This is a genomic window from Pseudomonas oplopanacis, from assembly GCF_057128725.1.
The window spans coordinates 128462-149569 of record NZ_JBSKHV010000007.1 but is presented as its reverse complement, the minus strand read 5'-3'; the positions used below and the strand labels follow the sequence as shown (position 1 = coordinate 149569).

17 protein-coding genes are annotated in these 21108 nt (G+C 58.1%); 5 read left to right on the top strand and 12 right to left on the bottom strand.

Translation table 11 applies throughout. The features are described from left to right. Positions 1 to 12: 12 nt before the first annotated feature. The 11 genes from xylB to ACWKV5_RS16025 all read right to left on the bottom strand — a co-directional run bounded on the left by xylB (position 13) and on the right by ACWKV5_RS16025 (position 12619). On the bottom strand, positions 13 to 1509 hold the full coding sequence (gene xylB, locus ACWKV5_RS16075) for a xylulokinase (RefSeq protein WP_483842043.1): 1497 nt from the start codon (positions 1507 to 1509) through the stop codon (positions 13 to 15). 159 nt (positions 1510 to 1668) lie between these two features. Beyond that, positions 1669 to 3141 carry a mannitol dehydrogenase family protein gene (locus ACWKV5_RS16070; protein WP_483842042.1) on the bottom strand — a complete coding sequence of 491 codons (1473 nt, stop codon included), beginning with the start codon at positions 3139 to 3141 and terminating at the stop codon, positions 1669 to 1671. 15 nt (positions 3142 to 3156) lie between these two features. Then, positions 3157 to 4260, bottom strand: a complete 1104-nt coding sequence (locus ACWKV5_RS16065; protein WP_483842041.1) for an ABC transporter ATP-binding protein — start codon at positions 4258 to 4260, stop codon at positions 3157 to 3159. 33 nt (positions 4261 to 4293) lie between these two features. Next, complete coding sequence (locus ACWKV5_RS16060) at positions 4294 to 5124, bottom strand: carbohydrate ABC transporter permease (RefSeq protein WP_123431547.1); 831 nt, start codon at positions 5122 to 5124, stop codon at positions 4294 to 4296. Between the two features lie 10 nt (positions 5125 to 5134). Then, positions 5135 to 6061 (bottom strand): carbohydrate ABC transporter permease, encoded by a 927-nt coding sequence (locus ACWKV5_RS16055; RefSeq protein ID WP_483842040.1) that lies wholly within the window; start codon positions 6059 to 6061, stop codon positions 5135 to 5137. 179 nt (positions 6062 to 6240) lie between these two features. Then, positions 6241 to 7551 (bottom strand): ABC transporter substrate-binding protein, encoded by a 1311-nt coding sequence (locus tag ACWKV5_RS16050; protein ID WP_483842039.1) that lies wholly within the window; start codon positions 7549 to 7551, stop codon positions 6241 to 6243. A 341-nt stretch (positions 7552 to 7892) separates the two neighbouring features. After that, positions 7893 to 8798, bottom strand: coding sequence for a helix-turn-helix domain-containing protein (locus ACWKV5_RS16045; protein ID WP_483842038.1), 906 nt, complete (start codon positions 8796 to 8798; stop codon positions 7893 to 7895). Positions 8799 to 8877: 79 nt separating this feature from the next. Next, the gene (locus ACWKV5_RS16040) at positions 8878 to 9759 is read right to left on the bottom strand and encodes a phosphatidylinositol-specific phospholipase C domain-containing protein (protein WP_483842037.1); all 882 of its coding nucleotides are present in this window, start codon (positions 9757 to 9759) and stop codon (positions 8878 to 8880) included. Positions 9760 to 9886: 127 nt separating this feature from the next. Next, entirely contained in the window at positions 9887 to 10753 is an 867-nt protein-coding gene (locus ACWKV5_RS16035) for a phosphatidylinositol-specific phospholipase C domain-containing protein (RefSeq protein WP_483842036.1), read from the bottom strand. 148 nt (positions 10754 to 10901) lie between these two features. Further along, positions 10902 to 12197: a glycosyltransferase gene (locus ACWKV5_RS16030; protein ID WP_483842035.1), complete on the bottom strand. Its 1296-nt coding sequence runs from the start codon at positions 12195 to 12197 to the stop codon at positions 10902 to 10904. Between the two features lie 62 nt (positions 12198 to 12259). Further along, positions 12260 to 12619 (bottom strand): response regulator, encoded by a 360-nt coding sequence (locus ACWKV5_RS16025; protein WP_483842034.1) that lies wholly within the window; start codon positions 12617 to 12619, stop codon positions 12260 to 12262. A 260-nt stretch (positions 12620 to 12879) separates the two neighbouring features. On the opposite strand from ACWKV5_RS16025, the gene ACWKV5_RS16020 reads away from it, so the two are divergent. From ACWKV5_RS16020 to ACWKV5_RS16000, 5 genes are all read left to right on the top strand, one after another. Further along, positions 12880 to 16371 (top strand): response regulator, encoded by a 3492-nt coding sequence (locus tag ACWKV5_RS16020; protein ID WP_483842033.1) that lies wholly within the window; start codon positions 12880 to 12882, stop codon positions 16369 to 16371. Then, positions 16371 to 17204 (top strand): CheR family methyltransferase, encoded by an 834-nt coding sequence (locus ACWKV5_RS16015; protein WP_483842032.1) that lies wholly within the window; start codon positions 16371 to 16373, stop codon positions 17202 to 17204. The genes ACWKV5_RS16020 and ACWKV5_RS16015 overlap by 1 nt, the downstream gene beginning before the upstream one ends. Beyond that, positions 17201 to 17794, top strand: a complete 594-nt coding sequence (locus tag ACWKV5_RS16010) for a chemotaxis protein CheB (RefSeq protein WP_483842031.1) — start codon at positions 17201 to 17203, stop codon at positions 17792 to 17794. Before ACWKV5_RS16015 ends, ACWKV5_RS16010 begins: the two co-directional genes overlap by 4 nt. Further along, positions 17788 to 18969 (top strand): hybrid sensor histidine kinase/response regulator, encoded by a 1182-nt coding sequence (locus tag ACWKV5_RS16005; RefSeq protein ID WP_483842030.1) that lies wholly within the window; start codon positions 17788 to 17790, stop codon positions 18967 to 18969. The genes ACWKV5_RS16010 and ACWKV5_RS16005 overlap by 7 nt, the downstream gene beginning before the upstream one ends. 77 nt (positions 18970 to 19046) lie before the next feature. After that, positions 19047 to 19424: a response regulator gene (locus tag ACWKV5_RS16000; protein ID WP_483842029.1), complete on the top strand. Its 378-nt coding sequence runs from the start codon at positions 19047 to 19049 to the stop codon at positions 19422 to 19424. Positions 19425 to 19452: 28 nt separating this feature from the next. On the opposite strand, the gene ACWKV5_RS15995 is transcribed toward ACWKV5_RS16000, so the two are convergent. Beyond that, positions 19453 to 21105, bottom strand: coding sequence for an ATP-binding protein (locus ACWKV5_RS15995; protein ID WP_483842179.1), 1653 nt, complete (start codon positions 21103 to 21105; stop codon positions 19453 to 19455). Positions 21106 to 21108: the final 3 nt, after the last annotated feature.

The following is a 21108-nucleotide window of genomic DNA, read 5'->3' as shown; positions in this document are numbered from 1 at the left end:
ATTGTTCACTCTTTAAAGGGTTGCGACATGCTGTTGATAGCGTTCGTAGGCCTGTTGACAGGCCGCTACGTTCTCTGCGATCGGCAGGGTTTCACTGGCCAGGTCGAGTTTGACGCAACGCTCGCACAAGTCCGCCAGACTGTCTTCCTGTCCGTTTGCCCAAGACCTGCACCACGCCGCCTGAATCGCCGCGCCGAGGGCGGCGGCTTCGCTTTGTTCGGTGCAGATCACGGGCGTATTCATGATGTCGGCGACGATCTGTCGCCATACCGAACTCTTGGAGCCGCCGCCGATAAGGCAGATGCTGCGGCTTTGTAAGCCATTCTGGCGCAGGAGGTCCAGCCCATAACGCAAACCGAAGGTCGTGCCTTCCACCACCGCGCGGCACAGGTTGGCCTGCGAGAGGTTAGTCATCGTCAGTCCCAGCAAGCTGCCAGAGGCATGGGGCAGGGCGGGCACGCGTTCACCGTTGAGGAACGGCAGCATGCAAACGCCATCGGCACCGATGGGGGCGTGCGCGACTAAATCGTTGAACTGCTGGATGTCCAGGTCGAACAACTCGCGAATGACCCCCGTCGCATTGGTCAGGTTCATGGTGCAGATCAGCGGCAGCCAGCCACCGCTGGAGGAGCAAAAAGTCGCGACCGAAGCATCCGCGCTGACTTTCGGTTGATCGGCATAGGCGTACACCGTGCCCGACGAACCGAGGCTCATGGTGATCGCGCCAGGCTTGATGTTGCCGGTGCCGATCGCGCCCATCATGTTGTCGCCGCCGCCGCTTGAAACCAGCGCTTGCGGGTTGATGCCCAAACGTTCGGCGATGCTTGGCAGGATCGTGCCGACGGCTTGATGGGCGTCGATCAACTCCGGCAAGGCGGCCTGCAGGCGTCCGCTGGGGTCGATGTCGCGTAGCAGTTGCAAGTCCCACTGGCGAGTGCGCACGTTGAAATAACCGGTGCCGGAGGCGTCGCCGTACTCGCTGCAACTGCGACCGGTGAGCCAGTAATTCAGGTAGTCGTGGGGCAGCAGGATGCGGGTGATTCGGGAAAAGACCTCGGGGTGCTGTTCTTTGGTCCAGAGTAGTTTTGACACGGTGTAGCCGGGTGCGATGACCACACCGAGGCGTTCAAGCGAGCCCTTTTCACCGCCGAGATGCGCCAGCAGGCGGTCGTTTTCGGGTGTTGATTCGGTGTCGCACCAGAGTTTGGCGGGGCGCAGGACCTGGCCCTGATCGTCGAGCAGAACCAAGCCGTGTTGCTGGCCGGAGACGCCGATGCCGAGGATGTGTTGGCCGTCGACGTTGGCGGCGAGCAGGGCGTTGCGGGTGGCGAGGGTGAAGGCTTCCAGCCACTGATGTGTGTCTTGTTCGCGGCGGCCATTGGCGCCGCTGATCAGGGTGTGGGCGGCGGCGCCCTGGCCCAGCACTTGGCCGCTGACTGCGTCGAGGACGATGGCTTTGGTGCCTTGGGTGCCGCAGTCGATGCCCAGGAATAGGTGTTGGTTTGCCATGTCAGGTCCTTGGTGTGTCAGGTCGATCTCGGTGAAGGCCATTCGCGAGCAAGCCCGCTCCCACATTCGATCGTTGTCGAACACAAACTCTGTGTCCACTGAGAATCTAATGTGGGAGCGGGCTTGCTCGCGAAGACGGCGGTCAGTTCACCGCAGTATTTAAGCCAGCACCCGCTCCAACGTCCGCGTCACCCCAACCTCCCGCAAGCTGTTGCAGCACCACTCAAACGCCGCCACAAACTCGGCCGAATGCGGGATAGCGGTGCCAAAAATCTCTTCGACCGCCAGCAACCGCTGGGTAATCAACACATCATCCACCACCAGCCCCTGACAAAACGCCGCCCGTGGGTCCGGAATCGAATAGGTGTCACCGTTCTCATCCACGCCCTTCAAATACAGCGCCCACGCCGCGACCACCAACGCCGCACGCTTGGTCTCGCGACCATCGGCAATCAAGCGGTTGATCGTCGGAATGGTGAACTTGGGAAATTTCGACGAGCCATCCGAACACACCCGCTCCAATTGATCGGCAATCGCCTGATTGGAGAAGCGTTCAACCAGCGTGTCTTTGTAATCGGTCAGGTCAATCCCCGGCACCGGCGACAGTTGTGGCGTGACGTCCAGGTCCATGTAAGCCCGCATGTAGCGCACGAACAGCGGGTCGTTCATGGTTTCGTGAACGAAGCGATACCCCTTCAAGAAACCAAGATACGTTAGCGCCAGATGGCTGCCATTGAGCAGTTTGATCTTCATCTCTTCATAAGGCGTGACGTCGTCGGTGAACTGCACGCCGACCTTTTCCCAGGCCGGGCGACCGTTGACGAATTTGTCTTCCAGCACCCATTGCACAAACGGTTCGCACACCACGGGCCAGGCATCGTCAACCGCATGTTTGTCGGCCAGTTGCAGGCGATGTTCGGTGCTGGTCATCGGCGTGATGCGGTCGACCATGGCGTTGGGGAAGCTCACGTTGCGGTCGATCCAGTCGCACAGATCGGCATCGCGCAACGCGGCGAAGGCCAATAGTGCTTTGCGGGTCACCGCGCCGTTGTGCGGCAGGTTATCGCAGGACATCAAGGTGAACGCCGGGGTACCGGCAGCGCGCCGTTTGGCCAGCGCGGCGCAGAGGAAACCGAACACGGTTTTCGGCTCCTCCGGGTGCGCCAGGTCGTGCTGGATTTGCGGCAAGTGCGCCATGAACTCGCCGTTGCTGTCATCGATGCAGTAACCGCCTTCGGTGATGGTCAGCGAAACGATGCGGATCTCGGGACCGGCGAGTTTGTCGATCAGCGCGGCCGCGCCGTCTTCTGCCAACAGCATGTCGCGAATCGCACCGATGACCCGGACTTCGGTGTCATCGGTATCGCCGAGTTCGAACAGCGTGAACAGGTAGTCCTGCTCTTTAAGATCGTCCCGGGCGCGGCGGTCTTCGGCGCGCAGGCCGACCCCGCAAATCGCCCAATCCAGGCCTTCGCCGGTGTTCATCAGCGCGTCGGTGTAATACGCCTGATGGGCACGGTGAAAACCACCGACGCCAATGTGCGCGATGCCTTGGCGCGTGTCGTTCAGGGCATAGGCGGGCAGGATCACCTCGGGCTTGAGGTGGTGGAGATTCTGTTTATTGAGTTTCATCACATAGTCTCGATATCAGGCCGCAACGCGCAACGGACGGGTCAACGCCACACCATCGGCATCGAATAAATGGCAGTGCTCCGCGTCCAGGTGCAGGCTCAGGGACTCGCCGTAACGGCTGGCGAGGTCGCCACGAACGCGCATGGTCAGGGCCTCGCCGGAGGAGGTCACAACGTGGCAGAAGGTGTCGCTGCCCAGGCGTTCGCTGACGTCGGCGGTGACTTGCAGCGTGCAGTCGCCGGGTTGTGCCAGTTCCAAATGCTCGGGACGAATGCCCAAGGTCACCGCGCCACCGACGCTGAGGTTGGCACCGGTCAGCGGCAGGGTAATGCGAGCACCGGCGTCGAGCTGTACTTCGCAGTTTTGGCTGTCGATGCGGGTGACGTTGCCCTTGAGGAAGCCCATTTTCGGCGTGCCCAGGAAGCCCGCGACAAACAGGTTGGCCGGTTGGTGATACAGGTCCAGCGGCGAGCCGACCTGTTCGATTTTGCCGCCATTGAGCACCACCACTTTGTCGGCCATGGTCATGGCTTCGACCTGATCGTGGGTCACGTAAATCATCGTCGCTTGCAGTTCTTTGTGCAGTCGCAGCAGTTCCAGGCGCATCTGCACCCGCAGGGCGGCGTCGAGGTTGGACAGCGGCTCGTCAAACAGGAAGATTTTCGGGTTGCGCACAATCGCCCGGCCGATGGCCACGCGCTGACGCTGGCCGCCAGACAGCTGTTTCGGTTTGCGTTCCAGCATCGGCCCCAGCTCAAGGATGCGCGCCGCTTCGCCGACTTTCTTCTCGACTTCCGCTTTCGGCACGCCCGCCAGATCGAGGGCAAACGACATGTTCTTTTTCACGGTCATGTGCGGGTACAGGGCGTAGGTCTGGAACACCATCGCCAGGTCGCGCTTGGCCGGGCTGACTTCGGTGATGTCGCGGCCATCGAGCTCAATGGTGCCGCCGCTGACTTCTTCCAGGCCGGCGATCAGGCGCAGCAGGGTGGATTTGCCGCAACCCGACGGGCCGACGAACACCACGAATTCCTTGTCGTTCACTTCCAGGTCGATGCCTTTAATGATGGAAAAGCCTTCGAAGCCTTTTTGCAGATTCTTGATTTTCAGGTTGGCCATGGTGGCGCTCCTTTTGTGCTTATTCTTTGAGGGCTATTTCACGGCGCCGAACGACAGGCCGCGGACCAATTGTTTCTGGCTGATCCAGCCGAAGATCAGGATCGGCGCGCAGGCCAGCGTCGAGACTGCCGACAACTTGGCCCAGAACAAGCCTTCAGGGCTTGAGTAGGAGGCAATCAACGCGGTCAGCGGCGCGGCTTTGGACGAGGTCAGGTTCAAGGACCAGAACGCCTCGTTCCAGCACAGGATCAGCGACAGCAAAACGGTAGATGCCAGGCCACCCTTGGCGATCGGCAACAGCACCCGGACCATTTCCTGCCACAGCGTGGCACCGTCGAGGCGCGCGGCTTCGAGGATGTCTTTGGGGATGTCCTTGAAGTAGGTGTAAATCATCCAGACCACAATCGGCAGGTTGATCAGCGTGTAGATCACGATCAGCGCGATGCGCGTGTCGAGCAGGCCGAAGGTCTTGGCCAGCAGGTAGATCGGCATCAACACGCCCACCGGCGGCAGCATTTTGGTGGAGAGCATCCAGAGCAGCGTGCCCTTGGTGCGTTGGGTTTCGTAGAACGCCATCGAGTAGGCCGCCGGCACGGCGATCAGCAGACACAACGCCGTGGCGCTGAAAGAAATCACCACCGAGTTCCAGGCGAAGCTGAAGTAATCGCTGCGTTCGTTGATGTGCAGGTAGTTCTCCAGCGTCGGCGTGAAGATGAACTGCGGCGGTGTGGCGAAGGCGTCGATTTCGGTTTTGAAACTGGTCAGCACCATCCAGAAGATCGGGAAGAAAATCAGGATGGCGATGGCCCAGGCCAGCGTGCCGAGCAGCAAGCTTTGCAGGCGACGGGATTGTTGAAGGGTCATGGCGCAGGCCTCAGGCTTTGTCTGTCAGGTTTTTGCCGATCATGCGCACCAGCACGATGGCCGCGATGTTGGCAATCACCACCGCGATCAAGCCGCCGGCGGATGCCATGCCGACGTCGAACTGCACCAGCGCCTGGTTGTAGATCAGGTAGGCGAGGTTGGTCGAGGCGTAGCCGGGGCCGCCGTTGGTGGTGGTGAAGATTTCGGCGAACACCGAGAGCAGGAAGATGGTTTCGATCATCACCACCACCGCAATCGGCCGCGCCAGGTGCGGCAAGGTCAGGTGCCAGAAGATGGCGACCGGCCCGGCGCCGTCGAGGCGTGCGGCTTCTTTCTGTTCCTGGTCGAGGGACTGCATGGCGGTCATCAGGATCAGGATCGCGAAGGGCAGCCATTGCCAGGACACAATGATGATGATCGACAGCAGCGGGTAGTGCGCCAGCCAGTCCACCGGTTGCGCGCCGAACAGTTTCCAGACGTAGGCGAGAATCCCCGACACCGGATGGAAAATCAGGTTCTTCCAGATCAACGCACCGACGGTGGGCATGATGAAGAACGGCGAGATCAACATCACCCGTACGATGCCGCGCCCCATGAATTCACTGGCTTCAAGCAGCGCACTGATCAGCACGCCGAACACCACGCTGATCAGCAGCACGCTGCCCACCAGCAATAAGGTGTTGGTGGCGCCGGGCAGGAAACCGGAGTCCGTCAGGAAGTAAGTGAAGTTCTCCAGCCCGATGAACTCGTTTTCACCTGGATTGAGCAGGTTGTAGCGAATCGTCGAGAAGTAGACGGTCATGCCCAGCGGCACGATCATCCACAGCAGCAACAGTGCCACCGAAGGACTGACCAGAAACCAGCCGGGGTTGGCCAACCGGCTTTTACGCACCGGTTGGGGAATGTCCATGTGAGCTTTGGCAGTTGAAATATTCATGGCATTAAACCGATTAGGAACAGACAGACGAAGATCGAAATGTGGGAGCGGGCTTGTGTGGCGAGGGAGCTTGCTCCCGCTCGGCTGCGCAGCAGTCGCAAAGCTATTGGGGCCGCTTCGCGACCCAGCGGGAGCAAGCTCCCTCGCCACAAAAGCCCTCCCTGAATCGGATGCGAGAGTTACTTCGGATAACCGGCGCGCTTCATCTCACGTTCGGTGGTTTGCTGAGCCGCAGTCAGCGCTTGATCGACGGTGGTCTGACCTATCAACGCCGCCGAGAAAGACTTGCCCACCTGGGTGCCAATGCCCTGGAACTCAGGAATGGTCACCAACTGAATGCCGATGTAAGGCACAGGCTTGAGCGTCGGCTTGCTTGGGTCCGCCGCTTTGAGCGACTCCAGCGTGACCTTGGCGAACGGCGCGGCATTCATGTAGGCCTCGCTGTAGGTGGAGGCGCGAGTGCCGGGTGGCACGTTGGCGATGCCGTCTTTTTCCGCGACCAGCGCGCCGTATTCCTTGGACGTGGCCCAGGCACTGAACGTTTTGGCGGCGTCTTTGGCCTTGGAGCTGGTCGGAATCGCCAGCGCCCAGGAATAGAGCCACGCCGAACCTTTGTCGGTGGTTTCGTGCGGGGCGTAGGTGAAGCCAACGTGGTCGGCCACCTTGCTTTGTGTTTTGTCGGTGACGAAAGAGCCGGCGACGCTGGCATCGACCCAGATCGCGCATTTGCCGCTGTTGAACAGCGCCAGGTTTTCGTTGAAACCGTTGCTGGAAGCACCCGGAGGACCGGATTGCTTCATGGTATCAACGTAGAAGTTCAGGGCGTTTTTCCACTCAGGACCGGTGAATTCCGGCTGCCACTTTTCATCAAACCAGCGCGCGCCATAGGCGTTGGCGACGGTGGTGATCAGTGCCATGTTCTCGCCCCAGCCGGCCTTGCCGCGCAGGCAGATACCGTACTGTTCTTTATCCTTGTTGGTGAGTTTGCTGGCGAATTCGCCGATCTGGGTCCAGGTCGGGCGCTCGGGCATGGTCAGCCCCGCCTCCTTGAACAGGTCGGTGCGGTAATAGGTGATCGAGCTTTCGGCGTAGAACGGCAGGGCGTACAGAGACCCCTTGACCGAAAGGCCTTCACGCACCGATGGGAAAACGTCATCGAGGGCATATGACGCCGGCAAATCCTTCATCGGCTCCAGCCAGCCCTTGGCACCCCAGAGTGCGGCTTCGTACATGCCGATAGTCAACACGTCGAACTGTCCGCCCTGGGTCGCGATGTCAGTGGTCAGGCGTTGGCGCAGGACGTTTTCTTCCAGTACCACCCAATTGAGCTTGATGTCCGGGTGCTCGGCCTCGAAGGTTTTCGAGAGCTTTTGCATACGGATCATGTCGCTATTGTTGACGGTGGCGATGGTCAGCGTTTGAGCGCCGAGGCTGACGCTGCTGAGGGTCATGCAGGTGAGGGCTAGCAGAGCTTTTACAGAAGGTTGCATCGTGCACTCCTTTTCTGCGACCCAAGGGTTACAGAAGGACAGTTATTGTTTTTGTGTCTTCCGTGGCCGGAAGAATGTGCACTGATTACAGCCCTCTATTGATGATGTGACAAATCATCCATCGCACTTGGATCGATACTATTTTGCACTGGACTTTAAAGCGGTAGACGTAGGGAAGGGCTTTTCAGCGAGGGAGAGGTATCGGATACGTACAGGTTTAAGACCGCAATTCAGCCCTGTGGGAGCGAGCCTGCTCGCGAAGGCGTCGTGCCAATCGACATCAATAGTGACTGATGCAGCGCTTTCGCGAGCAGGCTCGCTCCCACAAGGAATCTTGTGGGTTAGCCGAGATTTTGCTCAGTAAGGCGCTGCACCGCCAGCCGCCGGTAGTGCGACGGCGTCATGCCCTTGAGCTGCTGAAAACGCCGGTTGAAGTTGGAAATATTGTTGAAACCCGACTCGAAGCACACGTCGGTCACCGGTTTGTTGCCGTCGGCCAGCAACTCACAGGATTTGCTGATGCGCAGACGATTGACGAACTCGATGAAGCAGCGCCCGGTGGCCTGCTTGAAGACGCGACTGAAGTAAGTCGGCTTCATGCCCAGATGCTCGGCGACTTCCTCGAGCGGCAGCTCCCGGGCGTAGTGGGCGAAGATGTAGTCCACGGCGCGGTTGGTGCGATCGATATTGTGCTCGTCGGCCAGTTGCGGCGTCGTTGCACCTGACAGCAATTGAAAATCGTCGGAGGCCGCCAGCAGCTCCAGCAAAATGAAAAAATGCCCAAGGCGGGTCACGCCTTTGGTGTCGGCGATCCGTTGCATCAGCGTCATGGCCTGGCGGATCGTGCGCTTGCAGCGGAACTCGATGCCGTACTGCGCGCGCTCCAGCAGTGGCGCAAGAGTCTTGAGCTCGGCAAACACTTGATGGCCGCTTTCGAACAGCTCGTCGGTGAAGTTGACCAGCATGTCGCGCTTGGGCACCACTTCGTCTTCCTCGACCTGGCTGATCCAGTTGTGCGGCAGGTTGGGGCCAGTCAGGAACAGCGTCTCCGGATAGAAGTTGCCGATGTAGTCGCCAATGAACACTTTGCCGGAGCTGGCGACAATCAGGTGCAGTTCGTATTCCTTATGAAAATGCCAGCGCACCAAAGGGCAGGGGAACCCGTGCTGGCGGTAAATGATGGACAACCCGTTGTGGTCATCCATCAGTTCATAGGAGGGGTCTGTCACGCGGGCTGTTCGGGTCATGTCAGGACGCTTTTATTGTTATCGCTGCCGGATCATGCCCCTTTTGGCACCCGCGATGCCAGCCTGCAACGACTTTCACTTAGGCCCGCTCATGCAACCGGTGTCCGTAAACCGCCTTCATGCTGGTGGCACTCCAGCAATAGCGGACGATATCCGACTCATTAAAGAAATCGGTGCTGATGATGCTGCATCGGGTCACCCAATCGCGGGTGGTGTGGAACCAGTCGTTGATCTGGTCTTTGATGTGTTGCGGGCCTCCCAGCAACGAATAGCAGGTCGCTGGCAACGACCACAGAAAGGTCTCGTAAGGTGCTCCCGCGAGAGTGGTCTCGATGTGTGATTTCAGGTCGTCGGTATCAGTGAATGCGCGGCCGTTCCACTTATGAGGAATCTGCGGCCAGAAATAGTCACTGTCCAGTCCGGGTTTCGCCTGTGCCGCCAAGACGATGCGGCGCTGGGAGCTGGCGCGCTTGAGCTGTTCCACAGTGCTGTATGCATCGGTAGAGCGGATCAGGCGCGACCCCAGGCGTCGCATCAACACATCGTTGAATTGTTGGTAATCGAAAGGCCTGGACGCATCTCCCAATTGATGGAAGTCGAAGATGATGAACTCCTCCGGATTCTGAGTGAGGAATGTCGTCACCGCGTCGATCAGTTCATCCAGAATGCGGTGGGACTGAAAGCCGTTGTGATGAAAGTAGTAAACCGGTACTTCAGGGCCAGCGGTATAACCGAGCCGGATATCGAATGCCCGTGCGCCGTTGGCCAGTTGCCAGGCAAATGAGTCGTTCTGGCAGGTTGTCCAGTTGCCGATTACCACCTCGTAGTTGGGCGCCTGTTTGTCCATCCCGGCGTTGTGCGTGCCAGGCCACACAATATCGGTCAGCTTCAACCGACCTATATCGAGCACGGTGCTCATCCATTTCTGCTTGTCGAGCGTGACTGTTGTGTTACGGGTCATGACTGTTTCCTTGTCGTTGATTCGCCCCATCCGTGGGGTGACTTTCATGACCCAGCGTAGAAGTGACTGGCAGTATTGCCAGTCACGGAAACACCTGCACAAAAATAGCCATTTAATGGCATCGAAACTAAGGTTTTCGCTGACTGGCTTTTGTCAGATTGACCATTCGGCAATAAGAAACCAGTCGGGACTCGTCAATGAAGTCGACATTAATAATGCTGCACTGCTGCGCCCAGTTGCTTTTCGTTGGGTCAAACCAGGCATCAAGTTTTTCGTGAATATCGACCGGGCCGCCGAGCGCTGTATAACTGGTAGCGGAAAGCGACCAAGGCGCCCAAGTTCCCGGTGGGTATTTCAGTACATCAATAATGTGCTTTTCCAGCTCGGCGGTATTGGTAATGCCGTTGCCAGACCATTTATGTTCTATCTGTTCAAAAAACACGTTTTTATCCAGCGCTCTGTGCCAAGGGGCCGCGACCAGGATTCGCTGTAGCGGACTGATCTTTTTCAGCTGGGCCAGGCTCATGGACCGGTTTTGGGTAGGGATGATGCGCGCGCCGAGAAAGTGCACCACCATGTTGTTGAAGTAAACGAAATCAAACTCATCGCCCTGTAACTCATGAAAGTCGAGGATGACGAATTCGTTGGGGTTCTCTACAAGAAAACTCCTCACGTCAGTGACAAGGTGCCCCAGGGTACGGTCGTTGCGGTAGCCATTGTGATGAATGCGGAATTTCCCCAGGCCCGGTGCGTCGGCGTCGTACATCAAACGGATGTCGAGCGCTCGAGCGCCGTGTTTCAACTGGGTATGGAACGAATCGTGTTGGCAGGCCAGCCAGTGCGCCCCCGGAATCAGTGGCCATGAGGCTTTCCAGTCGCTGCCCGCATTATGGCTGCCTGGCAACGTTAATTGACTCATCGACAATGTATCAATCGCCGGCGTAGCGGACATCCAGTTATTAAGTGCGTAGCTGTTTTGAGCAATACTGTCCATTCAATGCATCCTTGCATTAGTTGGTGAGTTGAATGAGGTGTGCCGAACATAAACTAATCGAGTTGATGTTCGGCTGCGTATTTATAGAGAGCCTGTCTGGCGTGGTCAATACGCCCGGTTGTGCAAAATGTTTATTGTCGAGAAAGCTCTACACTGGGTTGCGGTTCTTCGCTTCAATCCATTGAGCCATATACTGCGTGCTTTTATGGTGGTGGTGACGCAACATGCTGCCTGTGAAGTTAGCCCTTCTAAGTTGCGTCAGATTTTTTTGGCAATACAACAACTTTTCGATCAGCGCCGGACCATGTTCCGACTGTCGATAACGATCGGCCAACAACGTCTGCCCCAGGGATTGGGCGTCTGTCCAAAGTGCCTCATCCTTGTACAGTCGAACCGCGCTGTCGGCGAACGCCTGAGCTGTTTGGGTCACTGCGCCGGGCCATAGATGTTCGCCATGCATCGCTTCAGCTCCGATGGGCGTCGTGACCGTGGGCGTGCCGCACAGCATGGCGTCAACGATCTTGCCTTTGATCCCTGCACCGAACCGCAGCGGCGCCAGGCAAATCCGCGCGGCGGACATGACTTGCAAGGCATCTTCAGCCCAGTTCATCACATGAAAGCCCTGCGCCGGGTTATGAAGCGCGGTGGCCTTGGGTGGCGTGTAAGCGCCATAGATGTGCAATTGTGCAGCGGGCAGTTGCTCGCGAATCAATGGCCAGAGCGTGGTTTTCATCCAGAGCACCGCATCCCAGTTCGGCGCATGGCGAAAGTTGCCGATACTCAAAAAATGCGCCCGGTCTGCAAACGGCGTTGGCGCAGCACTGGGCGGATCGACCATCAGCGGACACCAGTGCAGCAAGTTGCGCGGTAGTTTGAACTGCTCGACCAGCAACTCGATTTCCACTTCGGAGATCATCAGGTTCAGGTCGCAACGATACAGCGCGGCAATCTCGCGTTTGGCCAGGTCTGTATCGGCCATCAACTCGAACTCTTCACGCAATGCAGGGGCAAACAACTCGCGGAAGTCATTGGCGTCGTCACGGTCTTTCAGTCGGTCTTTCAGTCGTTGATGCCGGGCATGACGCAGACTTTGTAAATCCGAGGTTTCGAGCACGCGCAACGCGTCGGGGCAGTGTTTTTCGACGCGCCAGCCGAATTGTTCCTCGATCATGAATTGATCAAACAGCACGATATCCGGCACCAACTCAGTGATGAATTCATCGAAGCTGCTGTTGTTCAACTCGATGGCGACTTCACGGATACCCAGCGACGTCAGGTCCGCCCGGTGTTCACCGGTGCCGGCCGGGCTGCTGAACGTGATGTCCCAACCTTGCTGCAAGAACGTATCGAGGATTTGCATGACATGCCCGCTGGCCGCTGAAGAGCGGGGCTCGGGCCAAACGTAACCAATAACCAGAACTTTGGTTGCGCGGGGCTGACTCATTAACGGGTATTCCTTGGTGCGGGTAATGGAGAGGGGCAGTACTGAGAAGTAGTACGAAGAAGTCAGGCGAGCATGCCCTTGACCTTGTCCCGCAGCTGATCAATCGAGAACGGTTTGCCGATCACGTGCATGCCGGCAGGTACATCAATGCTTTCGGCATAACCGCTGGCGAACAGGATCGGTAGTTCAGGGCGCAGCATCCGCGCCTGGATGGCCAGTTCCCGGCCGTCCATCACGGGCAGACCGACATCGGTCATCATCAAATCGATGTATTGATCTTCATCGTTGAGAAATTCCAGTGCCTGTTCGCTGCCATCCGCCTCAAGAACTTTGAACTCCAGCTCCTCCAGCACGTCAACGATCAGCATGCGCACGATGGCATCGTCTTCGACTACTAAAATGATGGAGGCCTCGGTGGACATAGTGGTTACTCACAAAGATTGGATTCAGGGTGCCGGTCGATAGAAATCACCGGGCTCTTGCATGAGTAAGTGGCGGATCCCGACAAGTTCCCAGCGTTGTGCAAAAAAGAATAGCTGTACAAGACCGCAAGGATAACCGCTCCCTTCGCGCTCGCGCAGCTAAATGCGGGGATTTACCCTGATACGTGGCAGAAAATTGGATCAACACGCCCTGTTTGGGGCAAACTCCATCATTTCGAACAGTTCGACAAGGCCTCCACATGACCACTGCGTCTTCGGTTGATGAGCAACGATTCCGCAAACTCCTGAGCCGCAACGTCAGCCTTCCATTGGGCGTCGGTGTCATCAGCGCAGTATTTTTTGTTTCGCTGATCACTTATCTGTTGTCGGTAATCCAGTGGGTCGAGCACACCGACCGGGTGATCAATAACGCCAATGAAGCGGCCAAGCTGACCATCGATCTGGAAACCGGCATGCGCGGTTACCTGCTGACCGGCGACGACCACTTTCTTGAACCTTACGAAACAGCCAAGCCGAGAGTAGCGGTCGCGATCAGTACCTTACTCGAACTCACTGCGGACAACCCGACGCAGACCGATCGTTTGCGTCGCCTGCAGGCGTTGCAGACCGAGTGGGCGACTTATGCGCAATCGATGATCGATTTGCAGCGTAGCAGCGGCGATTACCGTGGCGCGGTCAAGGCCGGGCGTGGCAAGCGGCTGACGGATGAAATTCGCAAGCAGTTCGAAGACGTGATCGACATGGAGCAACAGTTGCGCGCCACGCGCAACGATGACGTGCGCCGTACCACGATCTGGAGCATCGCCCTGTACCTGCTGTTCGTCGCCGGCATCAGTGCCTTGCTGGCTTACATTGGCCGTCGCGATCTGCTCAACCTTTCGCAAAACTACAGCGCCAACCTTGCGGCGCAACAAGCCAGCGCCCGGCGCCTGGAGCAGCAGGCGTGGCTGCGTAATGGCCAGACAGAACTCGCCGAACAAGTGTTGGGGCAGTTGAGCCTCAATCTCCTGGGGCGCAACATTCTGCAGTTCTGCGCGCAGTACCTGGGCACCGCCGTCGCCGCCATTTATGTTCGAGAAGACCACGGCGGCCTCAAGCGCATTGCTTCTTATGGTTTCTCCCGTGAGCAGGAGGAGCGCGATCAGCAGATTTACAGCGATGAAGGCATTGTCGGCCAGGTCGCGAGCCAGGCTCGCCTGATTCGTCTGGATCACGTTCCGAGTGATTACTTCAAGGTCAGTTCCGGCCTCGGCGAAGGCCTGCCGCACAGCGTGCTCGTAGTGCCAACCAGTGACGACGACCGGGTCAACGGGGTGATCGAACTGGGCTTCCTGCGCCCGCTGAATGATCGTGACATCGAGTTGCTTGAGTTGATTGCCGGCAACATCGGCACCTCCATCGAAGCTGCGCGCTATCGCCAACGTTTGCAGGAAGTGCTCGGCGAAACCCAGCAGCTCAATGAAGAGCTGCAAGTTCAGCAAGAAGAACTCAAGACCGCCAACGAAGAACTCGAAGAACAGTCACGGATTCTCAAGGAGTCCCAGGCGCACCTGGAAACCCAGCAGGTGGAACTCGAGCAGACCAACGAGCAACTCGCCGAGCAGGCGCAGATCCTCGCAGACCAGCGCGATGCCATGGATCAGAAGAACACCGAGCTGAACCTGGCTCAGGTGCAGCTTGAGGACCGTGCCCTGGAGCTGCAGCGCTCCAGCAAGTACAAATCCGAGTTCCTCGCCAACATGTCTCACGAACTGCGCACGCCGCTGAACAGCTCGTTGATCCTGGCCAAATTGCTCGCCGAAAACCCTCAGGAAAACCTCAGCGCCGAGCAGGTGAAATTCGCCGAGTCGATTTATTCCGCCGGTAATGACTTGCTCAACCTGATCAACGACATCCTCGACATTTCCAAGGTCGAGGCCGGCAAGCTGGAGATGCGTCCGGAGAACGTCAGCGTCGAACGTCTGGTCGACGGCTTGCGCGGGATGTTCGAGCCGATGGCGGCGGACAAGCACCTCGACTTTCACCTTGAGTTGCAACCCGGTGCGCCGAAGATACTTTTCACCGACCGCCAGCGTCTGGAGCAGGTGATCAAGAATCTGCTGTCGAACGCGGTGAAATTCACCGAGAAGGGCTCGGTCAGCTTCACCGTGGCAGGGCAACCGAATGATGGCGTGGCCTTCATCATCCGCGACTCGGGCATCGGCATCGCCGAAGACCAGCAGGAAGGCATTTTCGAAGCGTTCCGCCAGGCTGACGGCACCACCAATCGCCGTTACGGCGGCACCGGCCTGGGCTTGTCGATTTCCCGGGACCTGGCCGCGTTGCTCGGTGGTTCGATCAGCGTCAGCAGTGAGCCGGGGCAGGGCAGTGTGTTCACGCTGGTGTTGCCTCAGCAATACGTCGAACCGGGCGACGAGCCTGTCGAGCCGATGAAGGCGTCACCCGTCGCAATCAGCCACCGCGCGGCACCGGCAGCGTTGGCGCCACTGGTTGCCCCGGTTGATATTCCTCGTTTCAACGACGACCGCGGTCAGGCGCCGTTCAAGACGCGCTGCATTCTGATCGTTGAGGATGAGCCGAATTTTGCGAACATTCTTTTCGACCTCGCGCATGAGCTGGGCTATCAGTGCCTGGTCGCCCACGGGGCCGACGAAGGCTATGACCTGGCCAAGGAATTCATTCCCGACGCCATTCTGCTGGATATGCGCCTTCCGGATCACTCCGGGCTGACCGTGTTGCAGCGCTTGAAAGAGCACGCCGAAACCCGACACATCCCGGTTCACGTGATTTCCGTTGAAGACCGGGTCGAGGCAGCCATGCACATGGGCGCCATCGGTTACGCGGTCAAGCCGACGACTCGCGAAGAACTCAAGGATGTGTTCGCCCGCCTCGAAGCCAAGCTGACCCAGAAGGTCAAGCGCGTGCTGCTGGTGGAAGACGACGATCTGCAGCGCGACAGCATTGCCCGGCTGATTGGCGACGAGGACATCGAAATCACCGCGGTAGGTCTGGCTCAGGACGCGTTGGACCTGCTGCGCACGACGATTTTCGATTGCATGATCATCGACCTGAAACTGCCGGACATGCTCGGCAATGACTTGCTCAAGCGCATGTCCACCGAAGACATCTGCTCGTTCCCGCCGGTGATTGTCTACACCGGGCGCAACCTGACCCGCGATGAAGAGACCGAACTGCGCAAGTATTCGCGCTCGATCATTATCAAAGGCGCGCGCTCGCCTGAGCGTTTGCTGGATGAGGTCACACTTTTTCTGCACAAAGTCGAATCGAAGTTGTCCCATGACCGGCAGAGGATGCTCAAGACCGCGCGCAGCCGCGACAAGGTCTTTGAGGGTCGCAAGGTGCTGCTGGTGGACGACGATGTACGCAACATCTTCGCCCTCACCAGTGCACTGGAGCAAAAGGGCGCAGTCGTGGTCATCGGCCGAAACGGTCGTGAAGCGATTGAAAGGTTGAATGAAGTCGAGGACATCGATCTGGTGTTGATGGACGTGATGATGCCGGAGATGGATGGCTTCGAAGCCACTATCGAGATCCGCAAGGACCCGCGCTGGCGCAAGCTGCCGATCATTGCGGTGACGGCCAAGGCCATGAAGGACGATCAGGAGCGCTGCCTGCAGGCCGGCTCCAATGATTACCTGGCCAAGCCCATCGACCTGGACCGCCTGTTCTCGCTGATTCGTGTGTGGTTACCGAAGATGGAACGCATTTAGTGGAAGGCATTTATTCCGTGGAGCGAAACAGCGACATCGAATTGCGCTTGTTGATCGAGGCGATTTACCTCAAGTACAGCTACGACTTTCGCGACTACTCCGGCGCTTCGATCAAGCGCCGGGTGAATCATGCGCTGGTTCAATTCGAGTGCAATACCATCTCGGCCTTGCAGGAAAAGGTGCTGCACGACCCGACGGCATTCATGCAGTTGCTGCAACTGCTGACGATCCCGGTCAGCGAGATGTTCCGCGACCCTTCGCACTTCCTCGCGATCCGCAACGAAGTGGTGCCGCTGCTCAAGACCTATCCATCGATCAAGATCTGGATTGCCGGGTGCAGTACCGGTGAGGAGGTCTATTCGATGGCGATTCTGCTGCGCGAAGAAGGCTTGCTGGACCGCACCATCATTTATGCCACCGACATCAACCCGCGCTCGCTGGACAAGGCCAGGCAAGGGATTTTCTCCATGGAGAATGTCCGCGCCTACACTGCTAATTACCAGCAGGCAGGTGGCCAGTGCTCTTTCGCCGATTACTACACAGCGGCCTATGGCTACGCCATTTTCGACAAGAGCCTTTGCGAGAACGTGACCTTCGCCGACCACAGTCTGGCGACGGATAGCGTCTTCTCAGAGACTCAATTAATTTCGTGTCGTAACGTTTTGATCTATTTCAATAAAAAACTTCAGGATCGTGCGTTTGGATTGTTTCATGAGTCCCTGTGCCATCGCGGATTCCTGGTGCTCGGCAGTAAGGAAACACCGGATTTTTCGGCCTTTGGCAACCAGTTCGAGCCACTGGTCAAACAAGAACGGATCTACCGTAAATCATGAACGACGCTGCAGCTGTTCCTTCAATTGAAGCCATCGTGATCGGCGCTTCGGCCGGCGGCGTAGAGGCGTTGCTCACGCTTCTCAGCCCTCTGCGCGAAGGCTTCGCGCTGCCGATCATTGTCGTGTTGCACCTGCCCGACGAGCGTCGCAGCCTGTTGGCCGAAGTGTTTGCACGCCGGGTCTCGATGCCTGTTCGGGAAGCGAGCGATAAAACCCGGATTGAAGCCGGCACTTTGTATTTCGCCACCCCCGGTTATCACTTGTCGGTGGAGCATGACCGCAGCTTCTCGTTGAGCCTGGAAGATCGCGTCCACCATTCGCGACCCGCCATCGATTACCTGTTCGAGTCCGCTGCCGATACCTACGGTTCATCCCTGGCCGCCGTATTGCTGACCGGGGCCAATCGTGACGGCGCCCGAGGTCTGTCTCACGTTAAAGGTCGCGGTGGAATGACCATCGTGCAGGACCCGAATGAGGCGCAGGTCGCGACCATGCCCCAGGCGGCGCTGGATATTCATGAGCCAGACCATATTCTCCCTATCTGCGGCATCGGCCGTCTGCTTGTCGAGCTGGAACGAATAGCATGCTAAGTAACATCCAAGCCAAACTGCTGATCGTCGACGATCTGCCGGAGAACCTGCTGGCGCTCGAAGCGCTGATCAAGCGTGAAGACCGCATGGTCTACAAAGCCTTGTCCGCCGATGAAGCCTTGTCGTTGCTGCTGCAGCACGAATTCGCCATGGCGATTCTCGACGTACAGATGCCCGGCATGAACGGCTTCGAGCTGGCCGAATTGATGCGCGGCACGGAAAAAACCAAAAACATCCCGATTGTGTTCGTCAGCGCTGCCGGCCGGGAGTTGAACTACGCGTTCAAAGGCTACGAAAGCGGCGCGGTGGACTTCCTGCACAAGCCGTTGGACATTCATGCGGTGAAGAGCAAGGTCAATGTGTTCGTCGACCTGTATCGCCAGAGCAAAGCGATGAAGCAGCAGGTTGAAGCGCTGGAGCAGAGCCGCCGCGAGCAGGAAGCGTTGCTCAAGCAATTGCAGAGCACTCAACTGGAGCTGGAGCAAGCGGTGCGCATGCGCGATGACTTCATGTCGATTGTCGCCCATGAAGTGCGCACGCCGCTTAATGGCCTGATCCTCGAAACCCAGTTGCGCAAGATGCACCTGGCCCGGGATAACGCCTCGGCGTTCACCCTGGACAAGATGCACGCCATGGTCGACCGTGACGAGCGGCAGATCAAAAGCCTGATCCGCCTGATCGAAGACATGCTCGATGTGTCGCGCATTCGCACCGGCAAGCTGTCGATCCGTCCGAGCCGATTTGACCTGGTGCAACTGGTCAGCAACCTGCTGGATAACTTCAAGCCACAAGTCGAGGCCGCCGAGTGTTCCACGCGCTTTACTGCCGAGCAGCCAGTGGTCGGCAACTGGGATGAATTTCGCATCGAGCAAGTGATTTCAAATCTGCTCACCAACGCCTTGCGTTATGGTGGCAAAAGCCAGATTGATGTGCGGGTTTACGTACAGGACGGTCAGGCGCGGGTCGAGGTGCAGGATCAAGGGATCGGCATCAGTGAAGAAAACCAGAAGCGTATTTTTCAACAGTTCGAGCGTGTTTCCGCCAAGACCGTGATCGCGGGGCTGGGCCTTGGGCTGTTTATTTCCGAGCAAATTATCGCCGCCCATGGCGGTTCCATCGCCGTCGAGAGCAAAATCAACGAAGGCGCTCTATTTCGCGTTTGTCTGCCGCTTTAGGAAATGAGCCAGATAAACGCAACCTCTGAGCGACCCCACGGTCGTATCAGCAGCTATTGACCGAACAAAGGCTTCCCATGAGTGAAGATGCGCAAGATGTAGTACTCATTGTCGAGGATGACCCCTCGATTCTGATGGTGTTGTCCGCTTACTTGTCGGGTGAAGGTTACCGGGTGCTGCAAGCCGAAAACGGCGAGCAGGCCTTTGAAATTCTGGCGAGCAAGCCGCACCTGGACATGATGATCACCGACTTTCGCCTGCCCGGCGGGATTTCCGGCGTGCAGATCGCCGAGCCCGCAGTGAAACTGCGACCGGAACTCAAAGTGATTTTTATCAGCGGCTATGCGCAGGAAGTCCGCGAGACGGACAGCCCTATCACCAAAAAAGCGCCGATTCTGGACAAACCGTTCGACCTGGATGAACTGCAAGAACTCATGCAGCAAATGCTGTCCTGAGCTCTTCGCCATAGGCCCTCGGGGCGCATCAGATACTGATCATCTCCCGCACCTTGGCCGTCAGCAGGTCAAAGGTGAAGGGCTTGGTGATCATCTGCATGCCGGGGTCCAGAAACCCTCCGCGCACAGCCGCGTGTTCGGCATAACCGGTGATGAACAGCACTTTCAGGTCAGGCCGATACTGCCGACCGATTTCCGCCAGTTGCCGGCCGTTCATTCCCGGCAGCCCGACATCGCTGATCAATAAATCAATCCGCTGTGCAGAGTCGAGAATCGGCACCGCGCTGTCAGCGTCTCCGGCCTCGACGAAGGCGTAACCCAGCTCACTCAATACGGCACTGACCAGCACGCGAACCGCCGGGTCGTCTTCGACGATCAACACGGTTTCACCGTCCTGCGCGTAAGGCGCCTGCTGGATGTCGATCAGGTTTTCCTCGGCCAGGTCGCCACTGTAACGCGGCAAATACACACTCACCGACGTCCCTTGACCCACTTCGCTGTCGATCGTGATGTGACCGTGGGACTGCTTGCTGAACCCGTAAATCATCGACAACCCCAACCCGGTGCCCTGACCAATCGGCTTCGTCGTAAAGAACGGGTCAAAGGCGCGGCTGATGGTGCTTTCCGGCATTCCGCAGCCGGTGTCGGTAACGCGCAGCACCACGTAATCACCGGGCAGTAGATTGCCTTGGGCCGCAACGAACCCCGAGTCGATTTTTTGATTGGACGTGTTGACCACCAGCGTGCCGCCTTCGGGCATGGCATCGCGGGCGTTGAGCACGAGGTTGAGCAGGGCGCTTTCGAGTTGATTGGGGTCGGCCTCGGCCACCCACAAGTCATCGCTCAACTGCATGTCCAGATGAATACTTTCATTGATGCTGCGTTGCAGCAGTTCGCCCATGGACACCACGAGGGTGTTCATTTCCACCGGTTTGGAATCGAGTGACTGACGGCGCGAAAACGCCAGCAGCCGATGAGTCAGGCCGGCGGCGCGGTTGGCCGAGGTCACGCCAAGGTCGATCAAGCCGTCGAGGTCCTCGGTGCGTCCTCTTGCGAGGCGCCGGCGCAGCAACTCAAGGCTGCCGATGATGCCGGTCAGCATGTTATTGAAGTCGTGGGCAATGCCGCCGGTAAGCTGGCCGACCGCTTCCATCTTCTGGGATTGTCTGAGGGCTTCTTCGTTGTGGCGCAACTGTGCGGTGCGTTCCTCGACTTGTTGTTCGAGGGTTTCCAGGGTGTTTTGCAGGCGCAGTTCACTTTGGCTCAGATCGATCAATCGGTCCCTGGCTTCGTACTGTCGTCGACGGCCGCGCAATGCGGTGGTGACGAGGCTGATCAAGGTTACCGGATGGAAAGGGCGCTCAAGGAAAGTGACGTTGCCTAATTGCGGACCCAGTCGCGATGCCGGGTTTTGCTCCGGGCCGCCGTGGTGGGTCAGCAAGACGATCGGCAGGTCGGACCAGGCGGGTTGCTGTTCGATCAGACCCCGTAGAGGGTCAAGATCACAGCCCATCAGGGCTTCCGAAGAAATCAGCAGCAGACCGGCACCTTTGACCAACTCGCCGCACAGTGCCACCAGATCCCGGGTGACAATGCCCTCGAATCCCGCCTCGTTGAGCATCATCAGCGCAATCTGGCTGTCGCGTCCCAAGGGCGCGAGGATGATCGCGCGCTCGGACATCGC

Coding starts and splice junctions, on each gene's coding strand:
- xylB (WP_483842043.1), bottom strand. CDS start 1,509: ATGGCAAACCAACACCTATTCCTGGGCATCGACTGCGGCACCCAAGGC.
- ACWKV5_RS16070 (WP_483842042.1), bottom strand. CDS start 3,141: ATGAAACTCAATAAACAGAATCTCCACCACCTCAAGCCCGAGGTGATC.
- ACWKV5_RS16065 (WP_483842041.1), bottom strand. CDS start 4,260: ATGGCCAACCTGAAAATCAAGAATCTGCAAAAAGGCTTCGAAGGCTTT.
- ACWKV5_RS16060 (WP_123431547.1), bottom strand. CDS start 5,124: ATGACCCTTCAACAATCCCGTCGCCTGCAAAGCTTGCTGCTCGGCACG.
- ACWKV5_RS16055 (WP_483842040.1), bottom strand. CDS start 6,061: ATGAATATTTCAACTGCCAAAGCTCACATGGACATTCCCCAACCGGTG.
- ACWKV5_RS16050 (WP_483842039.1), bottom strand. CDS start 7,551: ATGCAACCTTCTGTAAAAGCTCTGCTAGCCCTCACCTGCATGACCCTC.
- ACWKV5_RS16045 (WP_483842038.1), bottom strand. CDS start 8,798: ATGACCCGAACAGCCCGCGTGACAGACCCCTCCTATGAACTGATGGAT.
- ACWKV5_RS16040 (WP_483842037.1), bottom strand. CDS start 9,759: ATGACCCGTAACACAACAGTCACGCTCGACAAGCAGAAATGGATGAGC.
- ACWKV5_RS16035 (WP_483842036.1), bottom strand. CDS start 10,753: ATGGACAGTATTGCTCAAAACAGCTACGCACTTAATAACTGGATGTCC.
- ACWKV5_RS16030 (WP_483842035.1), bottom strand. CDS start 12,197: ATGAGTCAGCCCCGCGCAACCAAAGTTCTGGTTATTGGTTACGTTTGG.
- ACWKV5_RS16025 (WP_483842034.1), bottom strand. CDS start 12,619: ATGTCCACCGAGGCCTCCATCATTTTAGTAGTCGAAGACGATGCCATC.
- ACWKV5_RS16020 (WP_483842033.1), top strand. CDS start 12,880: ATGACCACTGCGTCTTCGGTTGATGAGCAACGATTCCGCAAACTCCTG.
- ACWKV5_RS16010 (WP_483842031.1), top strand. CDS start 17,201: ATGAACGACGCTGCAGCTGTTCCTTCAATTGAAGCCATCGTGATCGGC.
- ACWKV5_RS16005 (WP_483842030.1), top strand. CDS start 17,788: ATGCTAAGTAACATCCAAGCCAAACTGCTGATCGTCGACGATCTGCCG.
- ACWKV5_RS16000 (WP_483842029.1), top strand. CDS start 19,047: ATGAGTGAAGATGCGCAAGATGTAGTACTCATTGTCGAGGATGACCCC.
- ACWKV5_RS15995 (WP_483842179.1), bottom strand. CDS start 21,105: ATGTCCGAGCGCGCGATCATCCTCGCGCCCTTGGGACGCGACAGCCAG.